This is a genomic window from Streptomyces avermitilis MA-4680 = NBRC 14893, assembly GCF_000009765.2.
Lineage (GTDB): Bacteria > Actinomycetota > Actinomycetes > Streptomycetales > Streptomycetaceae > Streptomyces > Streptomyces avermitilis.
This window is the reverse complement of record NC_003155.5, coordinates 3234508-3252337: the sequence shown is the minus strand read 5'-3', so window position 1 is coordinate 3252337 and position 17830 is coordinate 3234508. Positions and strand designations below refer to the sequence as shown.

The following is a 17830-nucleotide window of genomic DNA, read 5'->3' as shown; positions in this document are numbered from 1 at the left end:
GCGAATGGTGGCGTTTCCGGGATCGCCATGGCTGGACCCGTGATCGTGGGATTACGTTGAGTGCACGAGCCCTGGGGATGCATGCGCTCATGGGTATGCCGGAGGCAAGTCGGCTTACCGTTCGACGGGTGAGAACCGCCGGACAGACGGCCGCGTTTACCGGCATTCTGGTAGGGCTTGGCGCACACAGCGCACAAGTGGTTTCAGGGATGGGGGCGTTCCAGTGGGCGGCAACGGCGGAAGCGGTACGAACGCTGACAGGCGCCCCAATGAGCTTCTGGGCTCGTGGTTCGTGCGCAGCGGCTGGTCGAAGGGCGAGCTCGCACGACAGGTGAACCGCCGGGCCCGCCAGCTGGGGGCCAGCCACATCTCCACGGACACCTCGCGGGTCCGGCGCTGGCTCGACGGCGAGAACCCGCGTGAGCCGATTCCGCGCATCCTGTCCGAGCTGTTCTCCGAGCGCTTCGGCTGTGTGGTCGCCGTCGAGGACCTCGGACTGCGCACCGCCCACCAGGCACCGTCTGTGTCCGGCGTCGACCTGCCCTGGACGGGCCCGCAGACCGTGGCGCTGATCAGCGAGTTCTCGCGCAGCGACCTGATGCTGGCGCGGCGCGGCTTCCTCGGTACGTCGCTGGCCCTCGCCGCCGGCCCGTCCCTCATCGAACCCATGCAGCGCTGGCTCGTGCCCGGCCCCGCCGCCCCGCGGGAGGAGCCCGAGCCCCTGGCCGCGTCGCGCCGCGCCGGCCGGCTGTCCAGGCCCGAGCTGGACCTCCTCGAATCCACCACCGTGATGTTCCGGCAGTGGGACGCCCAGTGCGGCGGCGGCCTGCGCCGCAAAGCGGTCGTCGGCCAGCTGCACGAGGTGACCGACCTCCTCCAGGAGCCCCAGCCCGCGGCCACCACCAAACGCCTGTTCAAGGTCGCCGCCGAGCTGGCCGAGCTGGCGGGCTGGATGAGCTACGACGTGGGACTCCAGCCCACCGCGCAGAAGTATTTGGTCCTCGCCCTGCACGCGGCCAAGGAGGCCGGCGACAAGCCCCTCGGCTCGTACGTGCTCTCCAGCATGAGCCGCCAGATGATCCACCTCGGCCGCCCCGAGGACGCCCTGGAACTCATCCATCTCGCCCAGTACGGCAGCCGTGACTGCGCGAGCCCGCGCACCCAGTCCATGCTGTATGCGATGGAGGCCCGCGCGTACGCCAACATGGGTCAGCCCGGCAAGTGCAAGCGAGCCGTCCGCATGGCCGAGGACACGTTCGCCGACGCGCTCGAGTCCGACGAGCCCGAGCCCGACTGGATCCGCTTCTTCTCCGAGGCCGAGCTGCACGGCGAGAACTCCCACTCCTACCGCGACCTCGCCTATGTCGCGGGCCGCAGCCCCACCTACGCCTCCCTGGCCGAGCCCGTGATGCAGAAGGCCGTCGACCTGTTCGCCAAGGACAGCGAGCACCAGCGTTCGTACGCACTGAACCTCATCGGCATGGCCACCGTGCACCTGCTCCAGCGAGAGCCCGAGCGGAGTGCCGTTCTGGCCAAGGAGGCGATGGAAGTCGCCAAAAAAGTGCGCTCCGAGCGCGTGAACACTCGTATCCGAAAGACCGTCGACACGGCCGTACGCGATTTCGGCGATCTCGCCGAGGTCGGCGACCTGACCGCCCAGCTCGCCGTCCACCTGCCCGAGACCGCCGAAGCGGTATGACCCCCGGTCCCGCCGGCCACCCAAGGGCCCCTTGGTCCCCGGCCGCGGCCGCCATCCCGAACCGCCCGACTCGGCTCCCCCATGCCAGGTCATCGGATGGCAGCCGCGGCCGGTTTTCTGCCTTCTCGGAAGGTTGCGCCACGATAACGATCGCGCGGGCCCTTAGCAGGCAGTTCATGGACGCGTAACACGCACAGCGCCTTCGTCACTGCGGCGAAACATCGAGGGGCGCCGACCGAAACCGCGCTGCGCCAATCTCATGGCGCATAACCGGCCCACCCCTCTTGACCGCTCAGGTTTCGCCCGCACGGGGCCGTACCAACGACGAGGAGACGCCGATGGCACCAGCCATCACGCTTGCCGCAGAGGCTCCCAAGCTGTCTGCCGCCAACACAGGCTTCATGCTCATCTGTTCCGCCTTGGTACTGATCATGACCCCGGGCCTGGCCTTCTTCTACGGAGGCATGGTCCGCGTCAAGAGCACTCTGAACATGCTCATGATGAGCTTCATCAGCATGGGCATCGTCACCATCCTGTGGGTGCTGTACGGCTTCTCGCTCGCCTTCGGTACCGACAAGGGTTCGCTCATCGGCTGGACGTCCGACTTCGTCGGCTTCACCGGGATCGGCAAGGTGGAGCTCTGGCCCGGTTACACCATTCCGGTCTATGTCTTCGCCACCTTCCAGCTGATGTTCGCGATCATCACGCCCGCCCTGATAAGCGGAGCCCTGGCCGACCGCGTCAAGTTCACCGCCTGGTCCCTGTTCGTCGCCCTGTGGGCCACGGTCGTGTACTTCCCGGTCGCGCACTGGGTGTGGGGCACCGGTGGCTGGGCCTTCGACCTCGGCGTGATCGACTTCGCCGGTGGTACGGCGGTCCACATCAACGCGGGTGCCGCGGCGCTCGGCGTCATCCTGGTCATCGGCAAACGCGTCGGCTTCAAGAAGGACCCGATGCGCCCGCACAGCCTGCCGCTGGTCATGCTCGGCTGCGGCCTGCTGTGGTTCGGCTGGTTCGGATTCAACGCAGGCTCGTGGCTCGGCAACGACGACGGTGTCGGCGCGCTGATGTTCATCAACACGCAGATCGCCACCGCCGCTGCGATGCTCGCCTGGCTCGCGTACGAGAAGATCCGCCACGGCGCGTTCACCACCCTCGGTGCCGCCTCCGGCGCGGTCGCGGGCCTGGTCGCCATCACCCCGTCCGGTGGCGCGGTCTCCCCGCTCGGCGCGATCGCCGTCGGCGCCATCGCCGGTGTCCTGTGCGCCATGGCCGTGGGCCTGAAGTACAAGTTCGGCTACGACGACTCCCTCGACGTCGTCGGCGTCCACCTCGTCGGCGGTGTCGCGGGCTCCCTGCTCATCGGCTTCTTCGCCAGCGGCGGCGGCCAGTCCGACGCGACGGGCGTCTTCTACGGCGACCACTCCTTCGACCAGCTGTGGAAGCAGTGCGCCGGAGTCTTCGCGGTCCTCGCCTACTCCCTGGTCGTCTCCGCGATCCTCGCCTTCCTGATCGACAAGACGATCGGGATGCGGGTTTCCGAGGACGAGGAGATCGCCGGCATCGACCAGGCGGAGCACGCCGAGACCGCATACGACTTCAGCGGAGCGGGCGGCGGCGCGGCCCGGATCCTCCCCGCCCCTCTCGCGGACACGGCGACCAAGAAGGTGGACGCATGAAGCTCATCACCGCCGTCGTGAAGCCCCATCGGCTCGACGAGATCAAGGAAGCCCTCCAGGCCTTCGGAGTACACGGTCTGACGGTCACCGAGGCCAGCGGTTACGGTCGTCAGCGGGGACACACCGAGGTCTACCGCGGCGCCGAGTACACGGTCGACCTGGTCCCCAAGATCCGTATCGAGGTGCTGGCCGAGGACGACGACGCCGAACAGCTGATCGACGTCGTCGTGAAGGCGGCCCGCACCGGCAAGATCGGTGACGGCAAGGTCTGGTCCATCCCGGTGGACACGGCCGTCCGGGTCCGGACCGGCGAGCGCGGACCCGACGCGCTGTAAGGCACCGACAGAACAGGAGTCGTTGGGTGACGAGTACGGACGTACGTACGGATGCAGAGGACTCGGGACCCAGCGGCTACGCGGCGGCCCGGCTGCGCCTCCTCCAGAGGGGGCGCGGTCCGGGCCGCCGCGCCGTGCTGCCCTCGCCGAACTGACCGACGACTGGCTGACCGGCCTGTTCGACGCGGGCGGCGCGGGACCGCGGGGCGTGTCACTGGTCGCGGTCGGCGGCTACGGCCGCGGCGAACTGTCCCCACGCAGCGACCTCGACCTGCTCCTGCTCCACGACGGCGGTGACCAGGGCGCGGTCGCCGCCCTCGCCGACCGCATCTGGTACCCGGTCTGGGACCTCGGTCTCGCCCTCGACCACTCCGTCCGTACGCCCGCCGAAGCACGCAAGACCGCGGGTGAGGACCTCAAGGTGCAACTCGGCCTCCTCGACGCCCGGCACCTCGCGGGCGACCTCGCCCTGACCGCCGGGCTGCGCACCGCCGTCCTCGCGGACTGGCGCAACCAGGCACCGAAACGTCTCCCGGAACTCCAGGAGCTGTGCGCCGAACGGGCCGAGCGGCAGGGCGAGTTGCAGTACCTGCTGGAGCCCGACCTCAAGGAGGCCAGGGGCGGCCTCAGGGACGCCACCGCGCTGCGTGCGGTCGCCGCGTCCTGGCTGGCGGACGCCCCGCGCGAGGGCCTCACGGACGCCCGCCGCCGGCTCCTCGACGTACGTGACGCCCTCCACCTCACCACCGGCCGCGCCACCGACAGGCTCGCGTTGCAGGAGCAGGACCAGGTCGCCGCCGAACTCGGCCTGCTCGACGCCGACACCCTCCTTCGCCAGGTGTACGAGGCCGCCCGCGTCGTCTCGTACGCGAGCGATGTGACCTGGCGCGAAGTGGGGCGCGTACTGCGGTCGCGCGCCGTACGGCCGCGTCTGCGCGCCATGCTCGGCGGCGGAAAGCCGGTCGCCGAGCGCTCACCGCTCGCGGAGGGCGTCGTCGAGCAGGACGGCGAGGTCGTCCTCGCCCGCACCGCACGCCCCGACCGCGACCCGGTACTGCCGCTGCGCGCCGCCGCGGCGGCCGCCCAGTCCGGGCTGCCGCTCTCCCTGCACGCGGTCCGGCGCATGGCCGCCGCCGCGCGCCCCCTGCCCACCCCGTGGCCCGCGGAGGCCCGCGAGCAGCTGGTGACGCTGCTCGGCTCCGGCCCCTCGACCATCGAGGTCTGGGAGGCGCTGGAGGCGGAGGGCCTGATCACCCGCCTGCTGCCCGACTGGGAACGGGTCCGCTGTCGCCCCCAGCGCAACGCCGTGCACATCTGGACCGTCGACCGGCACCTCATCGAGACGGCCGTCCGCGCCTCCGAACTGGCCCGCCGCGTCGGCCGCCCCGACCTCCTCCTGGTGTCCGCCCTGCTGCACGACATCGGCAAGGGCTGGCCCGGCGACCACTCCGTCGCCGGCGAGATCATCGCGCGGGACGTGGCGGCCCGGATCGGCTTCGACCGCGAGGACATCGCCGTCCTCGCCACCCTCGTACGCCACCATCTGCTGCTCGTCGAGACGGCGACCCGGCGTGACCTGGAGGACCCGGCGACCGTGCGCGCGGTCGCCGAGGTGGTCGGTTCCCAGAGCACCCTCGAGCTGCTGCACGCGCTGACCGAGTCCGACGCGCTGGCCACCGGGCCCGCCGCCTGGTCGTCGTGGCGGGGTTCCCTGGTGGCCGACCTGGTGAAGCGGGTCTCGGCCGTGCTCGCGGGCGACGCCCCCGAGGAGCCGGAGGCCGCCGCGCCCACCGCCGAGCAGGAACGTCTCGCCGTCGAGGCCTTCCGCACCGGCGGCCCGGTGCTGGCGCTGCGTGCCCAGACCGAACCGGGGGCCACCGAGGCCGACAACGCGGTCCCGGACGACCCGGAGCCCCTGGGCGTGGAGCTGCTCATCGCGGTGCCGGACCAGTCGGGCGTACTGCCGGCGGTCGCCGGGGTGCTCGCGATGCACCGGCTCACGGTCCGTACGGCGGAACTGCGGGCGCTGCCGCTGCCGGACGGGGTCGAGGGCTCCGTACTGCTGCTGAACTGGCGGGTGGCGGCGGAGTACGGCTCCCTGCCGCAGGCCGCCCGGCTGCGTGCCGACCTCGTCCGCGCCCTCGACGGCTCCCTGGACATCGCGGCCCGTCTCGCCGAGCGGGACGCCGCCTATCCGCGACGCCGCGGTGTCGTGGCGCCCCCGCCGCATGTGACCGTCGCCTCGGCGGCCTCCCACCTGGCCACGGTCATCGAGGTCCGCGCCCACGACGCCCCCGGCCTGCTGCACCGCATCGGGCGGGCGCTGGAGAAGTCGGGCGTACGGGTGCGCAGCATGCACGTGTCGACGCTGGGCGCGAACGCCGTGGACGCCTTCTATGTCACCGGTACGAGGGGCGGGCCCCTGCCGGGCGAGGAGGCGGCGACGGTGGCGCGGGCGCTGGAGGAGACATTGCGCACTTAGCGCCGGCCGGACCGGGGGCGCCCTCCGCCGTGTACGGCGTCCCCGGTTTCGTACGCACGCGGTGGAGACCCGACCGCACGCGGCCAGATACCCTGGAGGGCGACCCAGACTGCCCCCGACTCCGAGGACCGACGAGCGCCGTGTTCGATACTCTCTCCGATCGCCTCTCAGCCACTTTCAAGAACCTGCGGGGCAAGGGACGGTTGTCCGAGGCGGACATCGACGCCACGGCCCGCGAGATCCGTATCGCGCTCCTCGAGGCGGACGTGGCCCTGCCGGTCGTCCGGACCTTCATCAAGAACGTCAAGGAGCGCGCCCTCGGCTCCGAGGTCTCCAAGGCGCTGAACCCGGCCCAGCAGGTCCTGAAGATCGTGAACGAGGAACTCGTCACGATCCTCGGCGGCGAGACGCGACGCCTCAGGTTCGCCAAGAACCCGCCCACCGTGATCATGCTCGCGGGTCTGCAGGGTGCCGGTAAGACCACGCTCGCCGGAAAGCTCGGCAAGCACCTCAAGGACCAGGGCCACTCCCCGATCCTCGTCGCCGCCGACCTCCAGCGCCCGAACGCGGTCAACCAGCTCAGCGTCGTCGCCGAGCGCGCCGGCGTCGCGGTCTACGCGCCCGAGCCGGGCAACGGCGTGGGTGACCCGGTCAAGGTCGCCAAGGACTCCATCGAGTTCGCGAAGACCAAGGTCCACGACATCGTGATCGTGGACACCGCGGGCCGCCTCGGCATCGACCAGGAACTGATGCAGCAGGCCGCGGACATCCGTGACGCGGTCTCGCCGGACGAGATCCTCTTCGTCGTCGACGCGATGATCGGTCAGGACGCGGTCAACACCGCGGAGGCCTTCCGTGACGGTGTCGGTTTCGACGGCGTGGTCCTGTCGAAGCTCGACGGCGACGCCCGCGGTGGCGCCGCCCTGTCGATCGCCTCGGTCACCGGCAAGCCGATCATGTTCGCGTCGAACGGCGAGAAGCTCGACGACTTCGACGCCTTCCACCCGGACCGGATGGCCTCCCGCATCCTCGACATGGGTGACCTGCTCACCCTGATCGAGCAGGCGGAGAAGACGTTCAGCCAAGAAGAGGCCGAGAAGATGGCCTCGAAGCTGGCGTCCAAGAAGGGCCAGGACTTCACGCTCGACGACTTCCTGTCCCAGATGGAGCAGGTCCGGAAGATGGGCAGCATCAGCAAGCTGCTCGGCATGCTGCCCGGCATGGGCCAGATCAAGGACCAGATCAACAACCTCGACGAGCGCGACGTCGACCGCACGGCCGCGATCATCAAGTCGATGACCCCGGCCGAGCGCCAGGAGCCGACGATCATCAACGGCTCGCGCCGCGCCCGTATCGCCAAGGGTTCCGGCGTCGACGTCAGCGCGGTCAAGGGCCTGGTCGAGCGGTTCTTCGAGGCCCGCAAGATGATGTCCCGCATGGCCCAGGGCGGCGGTATGCCGGGTATGCCCGGGATGCCGGGCATGGGTGGCGGCCCCGGCCGGCAGAAGAAGAAGCAGAAGCAGGCCAAGGGCAAGCAGCGCTCGGGCAACCCGATGAAGCGCAGGCAGCAGGAGCTGGAGGAGGCCGCCCGCAAGGAGGCCGCGGACCAGGGCGGCAACGCGTTCGGCCTGCCCCAGCAGGGCGGCCAGGACTTCGAGCTGCCGGACGAGTTCAAGAAGTTCATGGGCTGACGCCCGAGCAGGTGGTGTACGGCGCTGGGGCGCCCCTCTCCGGAGGGGCGCCCCAGCGCGTTCCCGCGGGTACGGGGGTATCTGATCACTGGGGCGTGCGGGCGATCAGATAGCGGAAGACGTTCGGCATCCACACGGTCCCGTCCTGCCGCACATGCGGATGCAGTGCCTCCGTCACTTCCTTGTCCACCTGCTCCTGGCCGGTCGCCGTGATCGCCGGGTCGAACAGCCCCGTGGACAGCAGCCCCCGTACCGCGTTGTTCACATCGGCGTACCCGAAGGGGCACGCCACCCGTCCCGACCCGTCCGGCCTGAGGCCGGCCCGCTGGGCGATCTCCTCGAGGTCGTCGCGGAGCGCGGGGCGCCAACTGCGCGCACCGCGCAGCGGATCGGCCAGCCGGGTGGCGACGCGCAGCACCGAGGAGGTGGCGCACCGTTCCGGCGGCCCCCATCCGGCGAGCACCACGGGCGTCCCGCGCCCGGCGAGCGGTGTCGCGGCGGCGAGGAGTTCGCCGAGCCTTTCGGCGTCCCCGGTCGCGCAGCCGATCGGCTCGAAGGCGGTCACCAGGTTGTACCCGGGTTCCCCGGGAGCGGCGGCCGCGTCCTCGGGGGTGCCGTCGACGATGCGCGGGTCCGTACGCGCGCGTGTGCCCCGCGACTCGGGCAGCAGCCGTTCGCGCGCGAGGGCCAGCCGCTCGGGCACCCGCGTGTCGACACCGGTGACCGCGGCACCCCGGGACGCCGCCGTCAGCAGGGCCAGACCGGAACCGCAGCCGAGCCCGAGCAGCCGGGTGCCGGGGCCCACCTCGAGCCGCTCGTGGACGGCCTCGTAGAGCGGCACCAGCATCCGCTCCTGGATCTCGGCCCAGTCACGCGCGCGTGCACACGGGTCCACACGGGGCGCGGGCCCCGCGTGAGGTAGGTGCTGCCGCACGAGCGTAGGTGTCATCGAAAGCGCCCCAATCCGCCGAGAGTTGCCCCTGTGCCCCGATTCCATGGCCCCCGTGCAGTGCGCTCGCACTCCCCCCGTATGCCAGGAAACTCCGCGCCCGTCGTGGCGTCCAGGGGTTGCGGCCCACTCCTTGTGCGCCGTCTGCGCGCGCCCAGGGCACGCGCCGGAGGGGCACGTGCGGGTGACAATTGATGCCCGGCGCGGGAGGGCCTGCCCGTACCATCGCGCCATGGCAAAGGCACCCGTTCTCACGCCCCGGGCGGACGACTTCCCGCGCTGGTACCAGGATCTGATCAACAAGGCCGAACTGGCGGACAACGGGCCGGTGCGCGGCACCATGGTCATCCGACCGTACGGGTACGGGCTGTGGGAGCGGATGCAGCAGGAGATGGACGCCCGCATCAAGGAGACGGGCACCCAGAACGCGTACTTCCCGCTGCTGATTCCGCAGTCGTACCTCACCAAGGAGGCCGACCATGTGGAGGGCTTCGCGCCCGAGCTCGCCGTGGTCACGCACGGCGGCGGCAAGGAGCTGGAGGAGCCCGCGGTCGTCCGTCCCACCTCCGAGATGATCATCAACGACTACTTCTCGAAGTGGGTACAGAGCTACCGCGACCTGCCGCTGCTGATCAACCAGTGGGCGAACGTGGTGCGTTGGGAGCTGCGCCCCCGTCTGTTCCTGCGGACGACCGAGTTCCTGTGGCAGGAGGGGCACACGGCGCACGCCACGTACGAGGAGGCGCGCGACTTCGCGGCCCACATCCACCGGCACGTCTACGCGGACTTCATGGAGAACGTCCTTGCGATGGACGTCGTCCTCGGCCGCAAGACCGCCAAGGAGCGCTTCGCCGGTGCCGTCAACACCCTCACGCTCGAAGGCATGATGGGCGACGGCAAGGCCCTCCAGATGGGCACCAGCCACGAGCTGGGCCAGAACTTCGCCAGGGCGTTCCACACCCAGTACCTGTCGAAGGAGGGCAAGCAGGAACTCGTCTGGCAGACCTCCTGGGGGTCCACCACGCGCATGATCGGCGCACTGGTGATGATGCACGGCGATGACAACGGCCTGCGGGTGCCGCCTCGCCTGGCCCAGACCCAGGTCGTCGTCCTCGCGATCAAGGGCGACGAAGCGGTTCTGGCCAAGGTCCGCGAGACCGGCGACCGGCTGAAGGCGGCGGGCCTGCGCGTCCAGGTGGACGACCGCACCGACGTCCCCTTCGGGCGCCGCGCCGTCGACTGGGAGCTGAAGGGCGTGCCCGTACGCGTCGAGGTCGGCCCCCGTGACCTGGAGAACGGCACCGCGATGGTGGCGCGCCGTATCCCCGGCGGCAAGGAGCCGGTGGCGCTGGACGCGCTGGCCGCGCTGCTGCCCACGGCCCTCGAGGAGGACCAGGCGCTCCTTCTGAGGCAGGCGCGCGAGCGCCGCGCATCCCGTACGTCGGACGTGTCGACGATCGAGGAGGCCGTCGAGGCGGCCGCCGGCGGCGGCTGGGCGCGCATTCCGTGGGCGACCCTCGGCGAGAGGGGCGAGGCCGAGCTGGCCGAGCACGCTGCGTCCGTACGGTGTCTGGTCGCCGAGGACGGGTCGGTGCCGGGCGCCGACGACGCACCCGGTAACGTCGCCGTCGTCGCGCGCGCTTACTGAGGTACGTCGCTCCGTCGGCGAGAGCGGCCGAAACGCCCCTTGCGCATCTGATGACCGCAGGTACCCCGGCGCGCGGACCTGGTCTACGCGCCGGGGCGTACGTGCGACTACGCACCACCTTGGTACGAGCTGTGCGGCTTCTCCGCAGATCAGCGCACCCGCCCTCGTCAGGACGCATCAGCGGCAACTGACGGGTACGTGCAAATTATTTGGGATGGCCCGGAATAGGAACACAGGGGCACTCCGGCTCGTTGTCACGACGTGAGCACGACACCACCTGTTCTCGCCGCAGAGCTGGCACAGGCGTGGGCCGACATTCAGCGGTACCACCCCGAGCTGCCCGATCTTGCCGCGCCGGAGTCCCTGATCGGAGAGTCGTCGTCCGCCTGCGGACACGAACTCTCTTTCGAGCGACTGCTTCATGAAGCAGTCCACGGCATCGCCGCCGCGCGTGGAGTCCGAGACACCTCGCGCGCCGGCCGATACCACAACCGCAGATTTCTCGCGATCGCCGAGGAGCTGGGCCTGGACCACCCGGAGGAGCCGCATCCCAGCAGTGGCTTCTCCCTGGTCACGCTCAACCCCGAGGCGAAGCGGCGCTACCGCCCGACCATCGAGCGGCTGCAGCGCGCCCTCAAGGCCCACACGGCCGCGACCGCCGCCGACACGGCCCGCAGCTTCCGCGGCCCGGCCGCCCGGCACGGCTCCTCCGGAGGAGGCGTCCGCGTCAAGGCGGTCTGCGACTGCGGCCGCAATGTGCGCGTCGTCCCGTCGGTCCTCGCGCAGGCGCCGATCGTGTGCGGGGGGTGCGGCAAGCCGTTCCGGATCCCCGAGGTGGTGGGCGCGGCGGCAAGCTGAGGAGACGGCTGCTCGTGGCAGCCGTACCCAGCGGCACGTGTGGGCCCCCGGGGTGCGCAGGCGACGCCCGGCATCAGGAGCCGGGCGTCGATGACGCATGCCCGGCGTCCCCACCCGGCTGGAGCGACCCGCAGGGTGTGGCACAATGGCTAGCTGTACTCGACAGCCGCATAGGACCCCTCTCTCCTCCGGCTGACGCGTCCATCGGGCACTCGGGTACCGCAACCCCACGCGGCCATCTCGCCGTGCCCAACCACGTCAAGACCAGGAGACACCACTTCCGTGGCAGTCAAGATCAAGCTGAAGCGTCTGGGCAAGATCCGTTCGCCTCACTACCGCATCGTCGTCGCCGACTCCCGTACCCGCCGTGATGGCCGGGCCATCGAGGAGATCGGTCTGTACCACCCGGTGCAGAACCCCTCCCGCATGGAGGTCGACGCCGAGCGCGTCGCCTACTGGCTGGGTGTCGGCGCACAGCCGACCGAGCCCGTCCTCGCGATCCTGAAGAAGACCGGCGACTGGCAGAAGTTCAAGGGCGAGCCCGCCCCGGCTCCGCTGCTCGTGGCCGCGCCGAAGGCCACGCGCCCGTCGTTCGACGCCCTTGGTGGCGACGACGCGGGCAAGGGTGAGGCCATCACCCAGAAGAAGAAGGCTGAGAAGAAGGACGAAGCTGCCGCTGAGTCCTCTTCGTCTGAGTCGACCGAGGCCTGAGCATGCTCGAGGAGGCTCTCGAGCACCTCGTGAAGGGCATCGTCGACAACCCTGACGATGTGCAGGTCGCCTCGCGCGACCTGCGTCGTGGGCGCGTCCTCGAGGTCCGGGTCCACCCCGACGACCTCGGCAAGGTGATCGGCCGCAACGGCCGCACCGCGCGTGCCCTGCGCACCGTCGTGGGCGCCATCGGCGGTCGCGGCGTCCGGGTCGACCTCGTCGACGTGGATCACGTCCGCTGATGTAAACGCAGCACCGGCTCGGGCCGGGGAGGGCCACTGGGCCGTCCCCGGCCCGTAGTCGTACGAGCCGCCTTCGGCTCGCAGTCGTTCGACAGGAGAGCAAGCACAGTGCAGCTGGTAGTCGCACGGATCGGCCGTGCCCACGGCATCAAGGGCGAGGTCACCGTCGAAGTACGTACCGACGAGCCCGAGCTCAGGCTGGGGCCCGGAGCCGTTCTGGCCACGGACCCGGCCTCCGTCGGACCGCTGACCATCGAGACCGGCCGCGTGCACAGCGGCCGCCTCCTGCTGCGTTTCGAGGGCGTACGTGACCGCAACGGCGCCGAGGCGCTGCGCAACACCCTGCTGATCGCCGAGGTCGACCCGGACGAGGTGCCGGAGGACCCCGACGAGTACTACGACCACCAGCTGATGGACCTGGACGTCGTCACGAAGGACGGGACGGAGGTCGGGCGCATCACCGAGATCTCGCACCTGCCCTCGCAGGACCTCTTCGTGGTGGAGCGGTCCGACGGCAGCGAGGTGTACATCCCGTTCGTCGAGGAGATCGTGGTCGAGATCGACCTGGAGGAGCAGCGGGCGGTCATCGACCCGCCGCCGGGCCTGATCGACGACCGGGCCGAAGTGGATTCCTCCGATACCGAGGCCGCCACGGAGGCAGACGCCTGATGCGGCACGGCACCCTTCGGGTCGATGTGGTCACGATCTTTCCCGAGTACCTCGAACCCCTGAACGTCTCCCTTGTCGGCAAGGCACGCGCGCGTGGACAGCTGAACGTGCACGTGCATGATCTTCGGGAGTGGACGTACGACCGCCACAACACGGTCGACGACACTCCGTACGGCGGCGGCCCGGGCATGGTCATGAAGACGGAGCCCTGGGGCGACGCCCTGGACTCCGTGCTCGCCGACGGCTACGAGACGGACGCCCACGGCCCCGCTCTGATCGTCCCGACGCCCAGCGGCCGCCCCTTCACCCAGGAACTCGCCGTCGAGCTCTCCGAGCGCCCCTGGCTGGTCTTCACCCCCGCGCGCTACGAGGGCATCGACCGCCGCGTCATCGACGAGTACGCGACCCGGATGCCCGTCTACGAGGTCTCCATCGGCGACTACGTGCTCGCCGGCGGCGAGGCGGCCGTACTCGTGATCACGGAGGCTGTCGCCCGGCTGCTGCCCGGCGTCCTCGGCAACGCCGAGTCGCACCGGGACGACTCCTTCGCACCCGGCGCCATGGCCAACCTCCTGGAGGGGCCCGTCTACACCAAGCCCCCGGCGTGGCGCGACCGGGAGATCCCCGAGGTGCTGCTCAGCGGCCACCACGGCAGGATCGCCCGCTGGCGCCGCGACGAGGCCCTGAAGCGCACGACCGCCAACCGGCCCGACCTCATCGAGCGCTGCGACCCCTCGGCGTTCGACAAGAAGGACCGCGAAATGCTCTCGATCCTGGGCTGGTTCCCGGATCCCGACGGAGTGCCGCACGGCCGATTTTGGCGCAGGCCAGAGGCCATGGAAGAATAGGCCGCTGCTGTACGTCGTCCGGCGCGCGCCCCTGCCACGGGGGGACACGACGCCCGCCCCGATACGGGCAGCACCTCTTCTGGAACATCTATCTCCCGTTGATGACCTGTGGCATCAGCGAAGAAAGCAGACGAAATGTCTCACCTGCTCGACTCCGTCGACTCCGCGTCGCTGCGCAGCGACCTCCCGGCCTTCCGCCCGGGTGACACCGTCAACGTCCACGTGCGCGTCATCGAGGGCAACCGCTCCCGTGTGCAGCAGTTCAAGGGCGTAGTCATCCGTCGCCAGGGTGCCGGTGTCCGCGAGACCTTCACGGTCCGCAAGGTCTCGTTCTCCGTCGGCGTCGAGCGCACCTTCCCGGTGCACACCCCGATCGTCGAGAAGATCGAGCTCGTCACCCGCGGTGACGTGCGTCGCGCCAAGCTCTACTACCTGCGTGAGCTGCGCGGCAAGGCCGCGAAGATCAAGGAGAAGCGCGAGAGCTGATCTCGCGCGGAGGTTCACATGGGGGCCGGATAGCATCTGGCCCCGATGGACACCGAAGCACAGCACACGGAGCGCGACCGCTCCTCCAGCCCTTTCGAATCCGAGGAGATCTCGGACACACAGGGGCCGGAGGGCCGGTCGCGTTTCGCGTTGGTGTCCCGGGTCGCCGACTGGCTCCCGGGCGGGCGGATCACCCTCACCCTGCTGAGCTGCCTGCTGTTTCTCCTGGCGCTCAGCAACTTCGTGATGCAGCCGTTCCAGATCCCCAGCAGTTCCATGGAGGGCGCATTGAGGATTGGGGACCGCGTTCTCGTAAATAAGTTGGCGTACCGTTTCGGTTCGAAGCCGCAGCGCGGTGACGTCGTCGTCTTCGACGGCACCGGCTATTTCGGGGACGCCGACTACGTCAAGCGCGTTGTCGGTGTAGGGGGAGACCATGTGGTCTGCTGCGACAGGGAGGGGAGGCTCAAGGTGAACGGCCGGCCGGTCGACGAGTCGTCGTTTCTGTATCCAGGAGACAGCCCGTCCGATGTCGACTTCGACGTCGTCGTTCCCGACGGCACGCTCTTCGTCCTCGGCGACCACCGCAGCGACTCCCGCGACTCCCGCGACCACCTGGGCTCTCCGGGCGGCGGCATGATCCCCGTCGGTGAAGTCGTCGGCCGGGCCGACTGGATCGTCTGGCCCGCCGGCCACGGGACGCACCTTCGACGCCCCGGCGCCTACGCGCGCGTGCCCGCCGTGGACGGTGCCCATGGGTAACCGAGGCAAACCCCGCGGTGTGTCGAGCAGCGCCGCCGAGAACCTGCTGCCCACCGGAGCGCGCCGCGCCTCCGGCGGTGCCGTGCGGCCGGGACGCGCCGAGCGGCGCAAGCTGCAACGCAAGGTCAAGCGGCGCAGAAGGCGCTCGGCGGTCAAGGAGATACCTCTCCTCGTGGGTGTCGCCGTCCTCATAGCCCTGGTCCTGAAGACGTTCCTCCTCCAGGCCTTCGTGATCCCCTCGGGCTCCATGGAGAACACGATCCAGATCGGCGACCGGGTCCTCGTCGACAAGTTCACGCCGTGGTTCGGCTCCAAGCCGCAGCGCGGTGACGTGGTCGTCTTCAAGGACCCCGGGAACTGGCTCGCGGGCGAGAAGACCACCAAGAAGAACGACCCCGTCGTCGTCAAGCAGGTCAAGGAGGGTCTCGTCGCCATCGGCCTGCTGCCCTCCGACAACGACAAGGACCTCATCAAGCGGGTCGTCGCCGTCGGCGGTGACACCGTCAAGTGCTGTGACGCCCAAGGGCGCGTGACCGTCAACGGCATGCCGCTCAGCGAGCCGTACATTCACCCGGGAAACAAACCTTCGGCGTTCGACTTCTCGGTGACCGTGCCGCAGGGGCGTCTGTGGGTCATGGGCGACCACCGGGCCAACTCGGCCGACTCCCGCTACCACCGCACCGAGCAGTACGGCGGTACTGTCTCCGAGGACTCCGTCGTGGGCCGCGCCATGGTCATCGCCTGGCCCCTGGGCCACTGGACGCGCCTGAAGGAACCGGATACGTACGCGTCCGTGCCGGGCGGCGTGACCACCGCTCTCGGCCCGTCGCATAGGGTGGCCTCCGCGGATCGATATGGATTGATCCCCCTCCCGAGCCCTGCGGAACTCCCGCTCGTTATGGGAGTGGTGGGCCTGCGCCGACTACGGCGCGGGCGGCGGCACGGAGTGAGGAGTGGATGTGGGGGATTTGGCGGTCGGCGCACGATCCGGACACGATGGCCCCGAAGATCGGCCGGAGCGGCACGACGGGACGGTACCCCCGGCAGTGGAAGACGCCGCGACCTCCGCGAGTGACTCCGGAGACGGAGACGGCGGCGGTACCCGGGAGAGCGGCGAGCAGGGCGGTCAGCCCAAGAAGCAGCGCTCCTTCTGGAAGGAACTCCCGCTCCTCATCGGTATCGCGCTGATCCTGGCGCTGCTGATCAAGACCTTCCTGGTACAGGCGTTCTCGATTCCCTCGGACTCGATGCAGAACACCCTCCAGCAGGGCGACCGTGTCCTCGTCGACAAGCTGACCCCCTGGTTCGGCTCGGAGCCCGAGCGCGGCGAGGTCGTCGTCTTCCACGACCCCGCCAACTGGCTGGCGGGCGAGCCGACGGCCACCCCGAACCCCCTGCAGCGGGTCCTCGGCTGGATCGGCCTGATGCCGTCGTCGAACGAGAAGGACCTCATCAAGCGGGTCATCGGCGTCGCGGGCGACACCGTCGAGTGCAAGGGCACCGGCCCCCTGAAGGTCAACGGTCACGCGCTGAACGACACCTTCGTCTATGCCGGGAACACCCCGTGCAGCGTGGACGACCAGGGCGGTCAGTTCAAGGTGAAGGTACCCAAGGGCAAAATCTGGGTCATGGGTGACCACCGGCAGAACTCCCTGGACTCCCGCTACCACCAGCAGGACAAGAACCACGGCTTCGTGCCCGTGGACAACGTCATCGGCCGCGCCATCGTGATCGCCTGGCCGCCCACCCGCTGGAACACGCTGCCGATTCCGGACGCCTTCGACCAGAACCTCAGCGCGGCAGCCCCCGGCGCCCTCGGGCTCGCGGGAGCGGTGCCGCTGGTCCTGTGGCGCAGGCACCGTCTCGCCGGCGGTCCTACCGGCGGAAACCCGAGGGTTTCTAGCGACGGTACCGCCGGGTAGGGTGCCGTCCCAGATCGCCGATCTTCCGCGGCCCGGCACCGGGCCGCGGGATCGATTCTCCGACCTGGGGAGCACGGGAATGAGCAGGACCGGTCGTACGGACGAGGGCCACGGACGGCTCGGCAGCACGCTGTCGGGACTGGCCGTGGCCCTCGGCTGTGTGCTCTTCCTCGGCGGGTTCGCCTGGGGAGCGGTCGTCTACCGGCCGTACACGGTGCCGACCCCATCGATGTCGCCCACCATCGTGGCCGGCGACCGGGTCCTTGCCCAGCGGGTCGACGGAGGCGACATCAAGCGTGGTGACGTCGTCGTCTTCAAGCAGAAGAGCTGGGGCGACATGCTCATGGTCAAGCGGGTCGTGGCTGTCGGCGGCGACACGGTCGGCTGCTGCACCGGCGGCAAGCTGACCGTCAACGGCAAGCAGATCCAGGAGCCGTATCTGCCCAAGGGCCAGGCCGCGGAGGTCCGGACGATCCCCACGGTCACGGTCCCCAAGGACCGGCTGTTCCTGCTCGGCGACGAGCGCAGCGGCTCCCTGGACTCCACGGCCCACCTCACCGAGGCCTTCGACGGCACGGTGGCGCGCAGCGGGGTGAAGGCCCGGGTGGACGCCGTGGTGTGGCCCATGAACGGCATGCTGGAGCGCCCTACGGGCTTCGAGGCCCTGGGAAGCCTGTCCTCTCCCGGCCCGCTGCGGCTGGTCGTCGCCGCGATCGTCGGGGGGGCGGTGCTGGTCCTGGGCGGTGCGGCGTACGGCCCGATCGCGAATCGGGCGCGCCGCAGGCGCAGCGGGGCGCGGATGGAGCCCGCCGGTGCCCGCTGAGGCTTCGTCGCACGACGCGTACGAGT

At 70.1% G+C, this 17830-nt stretch carries 16 protein-coding genes and 1 pseudogene; 16 read left to right on the top strand and 1 reads right to left on the bottom strand.

Features of this window, described 5'->3' with window-relative positions:
• Nucleotides 1–223 precede the first annotated feature (223 nt).
• The 5 genes and pseudogenes from nsdA to ffh all read left to right on the top strand — a co-directional run bounded on the left by nsdA (nt 224) and on the right by ffh (nt 7886).
• Nucleotides 224–1699 carry a transcriptional repressor NsdA gene (nsdA, locus tag SAVERM_RS13805; RefSeq protein ID WP_010984086.1) on the top strand — a complete coding sequence of 492 codons (1476 nt, stop codon included), beginning with the start codon at nt 224–226 and terminating at the stop codon, nt 1697–1699.
• Nucleotides 1700–2037: 338 nt separating this feature from the next.
• Complete coding sequence (locus tag SAVERM_RS13800; RefSeq protein ID WP_010984085.1) at nt 2038–3378, top strand: ammonium transporter; 1341 nt, start codon at nt 2038–2040, stop codon at nt 3376–3378.
• A complete protein-coding gene (locus tag SAVERM_RS13795) occupies nt 3375–3713 on the top strand; it encodes a P-II family nitrogen regulator (protein WP_010984084.1) in 339 nt (112 codons plus the stop codon). Before SAVERM_RS13800 ends, SAVERM_RS13795 begins: the two co-directional genes overlap by 4 nt.
• A 26-nt stretch (nt 3714–3739) precedes the next feature.
• A pseudogene (locus SAVERM_RS13790) lies at nt 3740–6195 on the top strand ([protein-PII] uridylyltransferase).
• 140 nt (nt 6196–6335) lie between these two features.
• On the top strand, nt 6336–7886 hold the full coding sequence (gene ffh / locus SAVERM_RS13785) for a signal recognition particle protein (protein ID WP_010984082.1): 1551 nt from the start codon (nt 6336–6338) through the stop codon (nt 7884–7886).
• A gap of 85 nt (nt 7887–7971) precedes the next feature.
• Here the strand turns inward: ffh and SAVERM_RS13780 are convergent, their stop codons facing one another.
• Nucleotides 7972–8835 carry a methyltransferase type 11 gene (locus SAVERM_RS13780; RefSeq protein WP_010984081.1) on the bottom strand — a complete coding sequence of 288 codons (864 nt, stop codon included), beginning with the start codon at nt 8833–8835 and terminating at the stop codon, nt 7972–7974.
• A gap of 232 nt (nt 8836–9067) precedes the next feature.
• On the opposite strand from SAVERM_RS13780, the gene proS reads away from it, so the two are divergent.
• The 11 genes from proS to lepB (SAVERM_RS13725) all read left to right on the top strand — a co-directional run bounded on the left by proS (nt 9068) and on the right by lepB (SAVERM_RS13725) (nt 17804).
• On the top strand, nt 9068–10483 hold the full coding sequence (proS, locus tag SAVERM_RS13775) for a proline--tRNA ligase (RefSeq protein ID WP_010984080.1): 1416 nt from the start codon (nt 9068–9070) through the stop codon (nt 10481–10483).
• Nucleotides 10484–10744: 261 nt separating this feature from the next.
• Nucleotides 10745–11341 carry a hypothetical protein gene (locus SAVERM_RS13770; protein ID WP_010984079.1) on the top strand — a complete coding sequence of 199 codons (597 nt, stop codon included), beginning with the start codon at nt 10745–10747 and terminating at the stop codon, nt 11339–11341.
• Between the two features lie 282 nt (nt 11342–11623).
• Nucleotides 11624–12052 carry a 30S ribosomal protein S16 gene (rpsP, locus tag SAVERM_RS13765; RefSeq protein ID WP_010984078.1) on the top strand — a complete coding sequence of 143 codons (429 nt, stop codon included), beginning with the start codon at nt 11624–11626 and terminating at the stop codon, nt 12050–12052.
• A gap of 2 nt (nt 12053–12054) precedes the next feature.
• Nucleotides 12055–12294 (top strand): RNA-binding protein, encoded by a 240-nt coding sequence (locus SAVERM_RS13760; protein WP_005479813.1) that lies wholly within the window; start codon nt 12055–12057, stop codon nt 12292–12294.
• A gap of 108 nt (nt 12295–12402) precedes the next feature.
• Complete coding sequence (gene rimM, locus SAVERM_RS13755) at nt 12403–12963, top strand: ribosome maturation factor RimM (RefSeq protein ID WP_010984077.1); 561 nt, start codon at nt 12403–12405, stop codon at nt 12961–12963.
• Nucleotides 12963–13811 (top strand): tRNA (guanosine(37)-N1)-methyltransferase TrmD, encoded by an 849-nt coding sequence (trmD, locus tag SAVERM_RS13750; protein ID WP_010984076.1) that lies wholly within the window; start codon nt 12963–12965, stop codon nt 13809–13811. Before rimM ends, trmD begins: the two co-directional genes overlap by 1 nt.
• A gap of 135 nt (nt 13812–13946) precedes the next feature.
• Nucleotides 13947–14297: a 50S ribosomal protein L19 gene (gene rplS / locus SAVERM_RS13745; RefSeq protein WP_010984075.1), complete on the top strand. Its 351-nt coding sequence runs from the start codon at nt 13947–13949 to the stop codon at nt 14295–14297.
• A gap of 45 nt (nt 14298–14342) precedes the next feature.
• Nucleotides 14343–15059 (top strand): signal peptidase I, encoded by a 717-nt coding sequence (lepB, locus tag SAVERM_RS13740; protein ID WP_010984074.1) that lies wholly within the window; start codon nt 14343–14345, stop codon nt 15057–15059.
• Nucleotides 15052–16134, top strand: coding sequence for a signal peptidase I (gene lepB, locus SAVERM_RS13735; protein WP_010984073.1), 1083 nt, complete (start codon nt 15052–15054; stop codon nt 16132–16134). The genes lepB (SAVERM_RS13740) and lepB (SAVERM_RS13735) overlap by 8 nt, the downstream gene beginning before the upstream one ends.
• Nucleotides 16019–16981, top strand: coding sequence for a signal peptidase I (gene lepB / locus SAVERM_RS13730; protein ID WP_107083033.1), 963 nt, complete (start codon nt 16019–16021; stop codon nt 16979–16981). The genes lepB (SAVERM_RS13735) and lepB (SAVERM_RS13730) overlap by 116 nt, the downstream gene beginning before the upstream one ends.
• Nucleotides 16982–17060: 79 nt before the next feature.
• Nucleotides 17061–17804: a signal peptidase I gene (gene lepB, locus SAVERM_RS13725; RefSeq protein ID WP_010984071.1), complete on the top strand. Its 744-nt coding sequence runs from the start codon at nt 17061–17063 to the stop codon at nt 17802–17804.
• Nucleotides 17805–17830 lie beyond the last annotated feature (26 nt).

Bases quoted from the DNA above. Each gene is read 5' to 3' on its own strand.
- rplS (WP_010984075.1), top strand. From the start codon at position 13,947: ATGTCTCACCTGCTCGACTCCGTCGACTCCGCGTCGCTGCGCAGCGAC.
- trmD (WP_010984076.1), top strand. From the start codon at position 12,963: ATGCGGCACGGCACCCTTCGGGTCGATGTGGTCACGATCTTTCCCGAG.
- lepB (WP_010984071.1), top strand. From the start codon at position 17,061: ATGAGCAGGACCGGTCGTACGGACGAGGGCCACGGACGGCTCGGCAGC.
- SAVERM_RS13780 (WP_010984081.1), bottom strand. From the start codon at position 8,835: ATGACACCTACGCTCGTGCGGCAGCACCTACCTCACGCGGGGCCCGCG.
- lepB (WP_010984073.1), top strand. From the start codon at position 15,052: ATGGGTAACCGAGGCAAACCCCGCGGTGTGTCGAGCAGCGCCGCCGAG.
- SAVERM_RS13760 (WP_005479813.1), top strand. From the start codon at position 12,055: ATGCTCGAGGAGGCTCTCGAGCACCTCGTGAAGGGCATCGTCGACAAC.
- SAVERM_RS13795 (WP_010984084.1), top strand. From the start codon at position 3,375: ATGAAGCTCATCACCGCCGTCGTGAAGCCCCATCGGCTCGACGAGATC.
- lepB (WP_010984074.1), top strand. From the start codon at position 14,343: ATGGACACCGAAGCACAGCACACGGAGCGCGACCGCTCCTCCAGCCCT.
- SAVERM_RS13800 (WP_010984085.1), top strand. From the start codon at position 2,038: ATGGCACCAGCCATCACGCTTGCCGCAGAGGCTCCCAAGCTGTCTGCC.
- proS (WP_010984080.1), top strand. From the start codon at position 9,068: ATGGCAAAGGCACCCGTTCTCACGCCCCGGGCGGACGACTTCCCGCGC.